Source organism: Xenorhabdus griffiniae (genome assembly GCF_015163655.1).
GTDB classification, from domain to species: domain Bacteria; phylum Pseudomonadota; class Gammaproteobacteria; order Enterobacterales; family Enterobacteriaceae; genus Xenorhabdus; species Xenorhabdus griffiniae.
On record NZ_JADEUF010000163.1, the window covers coordinates 1 to 5,665 of the forward strand.

Annotated in this window: 5 protein-coding genes; all 5 read right to left on the reverse strand. The window is 38.1% G+C overall.

The annotated features are described in order from the left end of the window. Window positions 1-292: 292 nt before the first annotated feature. Window positions 293-532: a type II toxin-antitoxin system TacA family antitoxin gene (locus tag IQ211_RS17650; protein ID WP_189758441.1), complete on the reverse strand. Its 240-nt coding sequence runs from the start codon at window positions 530-532 to the stop codon at window positions 293-295. Window positions 533-833: 301 nt separating this feature from the next. After that, window positions 834-1,010, reverse strand: a complete 177-nt coding sequence (locus IQ211_RS17655) for a hypothetical protein (protein WP_189758372.1) — start codon at window positions 1,008-1,010, stop codon at window positions 834-836. A 403-nt stretch (window positions 1,011-1,413) separates the two neighbouring features. Next, the gene (locus IQ211_RS17660; protein WP_189758373.1) at window positions 1,414-2,436 is read right to left on the reverse strand and encodes a serine hydrolase domain-containing protein; all 1,023 of its coding nucleotides are present in this window, start codon (window positions 2,434-2,436) and stop codon (window positions 1,414-1,416) included. A gap of 182 nt (window positions 2,437-2,618) precedes the next feature. Beyond that, on the reverse strand, window positions 2,619-3,722 hold the full coding sequence (locus IQ211_RS17665) for an alkene reductase (protein ID WP_189758374.1): 1,104 nt from the start codon (window positions 3,720-3,722) through the stop codon (window positions 2,619-2,621). A 310-nt stretch (window positions 3,723-4,032) separates the two neighbouring features. After that, on the reverse strand, window positions 4,033-5,364 hold the full coding sequence (aptA, locus tag IQ211_RS17670; protein ID WP_189758375.1) for an omega-aminotransferase AptA: 1,332 nt from the start codon (window positions 5,362-5,364) through the stop codon (window positions 4,033-4,035). Window positions 5,365-5,665 lie beyond the last annotated feature (301 nt).

Here is a 5,665-nt window from a genome sequence, read left to right on the forward strand (position 1 = left end):
TTGTAAATGTATACACGATTAAATCCTCTTATTATGCAATAACCAACTACTTTCCATTTTTTCAATTTATTTTCCTTAAAGAAATTTAGGGGGGATATATATCAAAACAAATGTATTATTTACTGAAAACAATCCATATAATGAATGCTATCACTATGAATATTAAAAAATTTCTAGGGTTTGTTGGAATATTCATTACATTATCCTCTTAGTAAATGTGTCATGCAGAAGTGGTCTAAGGCTATTTTCGGGTTTTCAGCCTTGCACCTGATGTTTTATATAATGACTTATGTTAAGTCTTTAGCTGCGATTTCCACGACGCTTTATATCCCATGAGTTTTTTAAAACCTGCATTATCAGAAAGTGGTCGCTCCAATATTTGCATAAACACATGGTATTTTTCTCCATTAACAAAAAAGTGAGACTGAACGAGTATGGTCCCTTTGATTAGTTGAAATTTTTTATTTTGTAAATCAATATTTTTTGATTTTTTTAACTTAATGGTAGTTTTCAATGTAGATGTATTGCTCATTAGTGGCCTCCGCTCACTATTATTTTTATTATGACCAAGTTGCCTGCAACCTGTAACAGGTAACTTGCGGTATGTTTACATCAAGTAGTGCTCAGGGCGAGCGCCCGAACGTTTTATGAACACGATTAGTGCAAAAATAACTCTCAATGAGATTGAGTTTAAAGCAATCTAACACATGCCTCCATCAAAATAGTTTGGATATTGTTTGTGCTGTTTTTAATTTAAGCACTCACGCTCTCGCCCTGAAGTAGTGATGTTATCTGTGATGTATATACTGTGCTAGTGGATAGGGCACATAGAATTAATTTTTTCTTGAAAATTTCCTGTAATCCTCATCGCTTATCGTTTCTAGTCCTTTTCTGATGAGCCATTCCAAGACAGTTGTATCTTTGATCGGTTCTTTAAGTTCGATAACCGCTTTTACGGTTTCTTTTTCGACTAGTCGCCAGACGTTGTCGTTGATGTGCTTCGTTGGCATTTTTTGACCTCCATATAAATTCTACGTTTATCATAATCTAAAAAATTAAAATATGTTGACAATGAGAATCTAAGAATTTATAAAGAAACCAGAAAATAATTTTTGATGTTCTAATATTCTTACACAAGACCAATTGAGATAGAGTTTTGGGGTTTTGGAGTTGAGGGATTAGAGAAAGATCGTAAGGTACTCAGGGTCAAACCTCAGTACTTTTTTAAAAGTCCTACAGGTTCGCATAATCTATATTATGTTAAATGGAATTTAATTTTATTCATTACCATCTTCGTATTTGATAAATCCGGTAACGCATTAATGATGAGTACGCCCTGCTCTCTGCCCCCCAAACGTTGCAAAACTTTAGCGAGATTCTTTTCATAAAAGACAGGCAATTTTGACGTAAAAGTTACGCTGCCTTTAGCAATATATCAGCAACCTTATAACTTAATTCTTGAGTATCAATGGCCACTTGATTACTTAGTGCAGCAATAGTTAAACATGAATTTGGCAAACGTATAAAATGGGCTCTGTAACCAGCCCATTCACCAGAGTGTTCCAGACTAGGCTCTGCCAAGTGGTTGTGATGTTCTAAGCCAAATGCATAAGTTTCATAGTTTTTAACCATATCTCCAGTAGATGTTATTTTGGATAATGCTTGAGTCATGCGTTGGACTAATGATATTCCACCAACCCTACCGTGAGATAAATTTTCACCCCATAACATGAGGTCTCCAACAGTTGAGTGTACCGCCCCATCACCTGTATGTGTCCATGGCGATTCAAAAAGTTGACCTTTTGGGTTATATGCTCGTGCAAATTCGACAATGATTGGATATTCATCAACAATGAACGTATTTTTCATCCCGAGAGGTTTGAAAATACGTTCTTGACTGAATTCACTCAGTTTTATCCCACTGGCTTTTTCAGCCACTTGCGCTAATAAAAAATATCCAGTATTGCTGTACTCAAATGTTGTCCCTGGCGCAAATACAGATTGAGAGTGCGCATATAAGTGATGTAATGATTGTTCAATTGTCAACGGATCTTGTTCATTAATACCAATCGATTCAGCCAGTTCCATATAATCAACGAGTCCACCTGTATGATAGATTAAGTGACGCAGAGTAACAGGTTTTGCATGGCTGCCTAAATCAGGCAGGAACTTTGTGATTGAATCATCTAACGACAAATAACCGTCATTTTCTAACAATAAGAGCGTAAATGCAGTGAACTGTTTTGAAACTGAAGCTATATTAAATACGCTTTCTATTGAAAGCGGTTTATGTGATTCTAAACAAGCCAATCCTATAGAGCCTTGGTAGGTTAATCCGTTGTCATACTTGGCCATGTAGACAACACCGGGAGCATGTTTATCAAATGATGTTAAAAGTTCATCAAGTGCTTTAATGATCTCAGGATTTTTATTCATAATTACGTCCTTACATCTACTCTTCTCTGTCACGCCACCTGGTTTCTCTGATAATCACAGGTCACCATCGGTTTTATCTAAAAAAGCAGGTAACATAGAACCGTGAATAGTGCTCTACAGTACCTGCCACTTTTTTTGCTCAAATCAATATCTGCATTTTGCTGAAAAAGACGCCTATAAAATTAATAATTCGCTTTCAACCAATCGGTATATCCTTTTTCTCCATTACCGTAATAAGCATCATTATTGAGATCAGTCAGTTCAATCCCGTAGCGTAAACGTTCTACCAAATCTGGATTAGAAATAAACGGACGACCGAATGCAACGGCATCCACCTTACCTTCCACACGACGGGAAATCGCCATTTCAAGGTCATAATTGTTGTTACCGATATAAGCACCATCGAACAACGATCTTAGTTCATCCAAATCAACCTCTGCGGGAATATCACGGCTTTTTCCTGTTGTTCCTTCAACAAAATGGAGATAAGCCAGTTTGAATTTATTGAGTTGCTGGATCAGATAGCCATAAGTTGCCATCACATTACTATCAAGCGGAGTGTTTCCTACTTCTGTTGTCACTGGAGATAACCTAATACCAACCCGCCCACCACCCCAAATATGGGTTACAGCGTCAATAACTTCGATAATCAATCTGGCACGGTTTTCAATTGAACCACCATACTGATCGGTGCGATGGTTAGTTGAATCACGCAAAAACTGTTCCAATAGATAGTTGTTAGCAGCATGAATTTCTACACCATCGAACCCTGCACGTTTAGCGCATTCTGCCGCATGTCTATATTGCCTGATAATGTCAGGGAGCTCGTCGGTTCTAAGTGCACGCGGTATGGACGCTTTCTCTATACCACGACGGGTAAAAACATTACCATCTGTTTCAATAACGGATGGTGCTACTGGTGCTTCTTTATTTGGTTGAAGATCAACGTGTGAGAAACGACCGACATGCCACAATTGCATTACAATTTTACCACCAGCAGCATGAATAACATCTGTGACTTTTTTCCATCCTGCCACCTGATCTTCTGTCCAGATACCAGGAGTCATAGCATAACCGCATCCCTGTGCTGAAATATTAGTTGCTTCTGAAATGATTAAACCGGCGCTCACGCGTTGAGCATAATATGTAACATTAAGTTCGTTTGGGACACCATCCTCATTCATACGAGCACGTGTTAAAGGCGCCATAACAATACGATTAGCAAGTTCAATATCCCCTAATTTGGTCGGCGAGAAAAGATCGGTTCTAGTGCTATTATCAGTCATAACATTTCCTATTTTTTATATTGATATAATGATTCGATCAATACATGAGATTATAACTTCATGAAAATATAATTTAAGTAATTGTCGGAAGAGTTAATTTATCTCAAACAACTTATTATGTCTTTATGTGATGTATTTCCTGAATGAAAATTCAATGGCGTTATATGCTGGGTGGGTTTGAATGATTAATGGAAGGAGAATCACCAAATACCCAATGCCCTGCTTTTGGATATTTGCTCTCAATTAACTTCATAATTTCAATAGATTTCATGTTATCTTACAGATTCCCCCTCATTAATGAAGATTTTCTTTATTTGATTTGGTATAGAACATCACCAACCGCATTGAACAGACGATCAAGATCATCAATTTTAGCATTGAACATGGGACCAAATTGTAACGTGTCACCACCAAAACGGACATAAAAACCCGCTTTCCATAATGCAATACCAGCATCAAAAGGCCGGACAACGGCATCTCCATCCCGTGGAGCAATTTGGATGGCCCCCACTAGCCCGCAGTTACGAATATCCACGACATTTGGGCAGTGACTTAGTGCATGTAATTTTTGTTCAAAATGTGATGCCAATTCCGCAGCTTGTTGAGGCAAATTTTCTTTTTCCAGCAGTTCCAATGAAGCCAATCCCGCGGCACAAGCAACCGGATGACCTGAATAGGTATAACCGTGGCTGAATTCAATCATATGTTCAGACAGAGATTGTGACATAAAGGCATCGTAGATCTTGCTGGACGCAATTACACCACCCAGAGGAATTGCACCGTTGGTAATTTGTTTAGCAAAGTTAAGGATATCTGGGGTTACACCGAAATATTCAGCACCACTCCAGCTTCCCAAACGCCCGAAACCGGTAATTACTTCATCAAAAATCAGCAAGATATCATATTGAGTACAAATTTCCCGTAAGCGTTGTAAGTAACCTCGTGGTGGGATAATAGCGCCGGCAGATCCAGAAAGCGGTTCGACAATAACAGCAGCGATATTACTGGCATCATGCAATTCAATGAGTTTTAGTAATTCATCTGCCAGTTCGGGGCCACCAGCCGCTGGCATCCCTTTAGTAAAGGCAATATTAGGTTGTAATGTATGCGAAAGATGGTCAACATCCATAAACTGACCAAACATTTTGCGATTACCCCCAATACCGCCAAGACTGGTTCCTGCGATATTGACACCATGGTAACCCCGTGCCCGACCGATTAATTTAGTTTTTGCAGGTTGTCCTTGGATCCGCCAGTAAGCACGAGCCATTTTTACTGCGGTATCGGTAGCTTCTGAACCTGAACTGGTAAAAAATACATGATTTAAATCACCAGGCATAAGGCTGGCAATTTTATCTGCTAATTTAAATGACAAAGGGTGTCCATATTGGAAACCTGGGGAATAATCCAATGTCCCCAGTTGATCTGAAACAGCCTGACGAATTTCAACGCGTGAATGGCCTGCTCCACACGTCCATAATCCTGATAAACTGTCATAAATTTGCCGGCCTTGATCATCAAACAGCCAACTTCCTTCTGCTGAGACAATCAAACGTGGATCTTGTTGAAAATGACGATTAGCGCTGAACGGCATCCAGTGGGCTTTAAAGTTCAGTTTTTGGAAATAATTTCTATCTGGCATCTTATAGCTCCTCGCACAAGGTTGTAATCAAGAAGTTGCAATGAAACTATACTCAAGTTAAACCTCAATTATCGAATAATTAGTGATGAGTTTACTCAAAAAAATGAAACTCACAAATTTTAAAATAGATATAATCATAAAAATATGATGTTTTCCATCAGCTGATTGCTTTTATTGTGAGGGTTGATAAACTAATTAATTATGCACATTGGTAGGAATTCAATTTAATGAATGAGAGTAAATTTATACGTTGAGTTTAATATATCAAAAATTATTCAGTTCATATCAAATTGTATATATC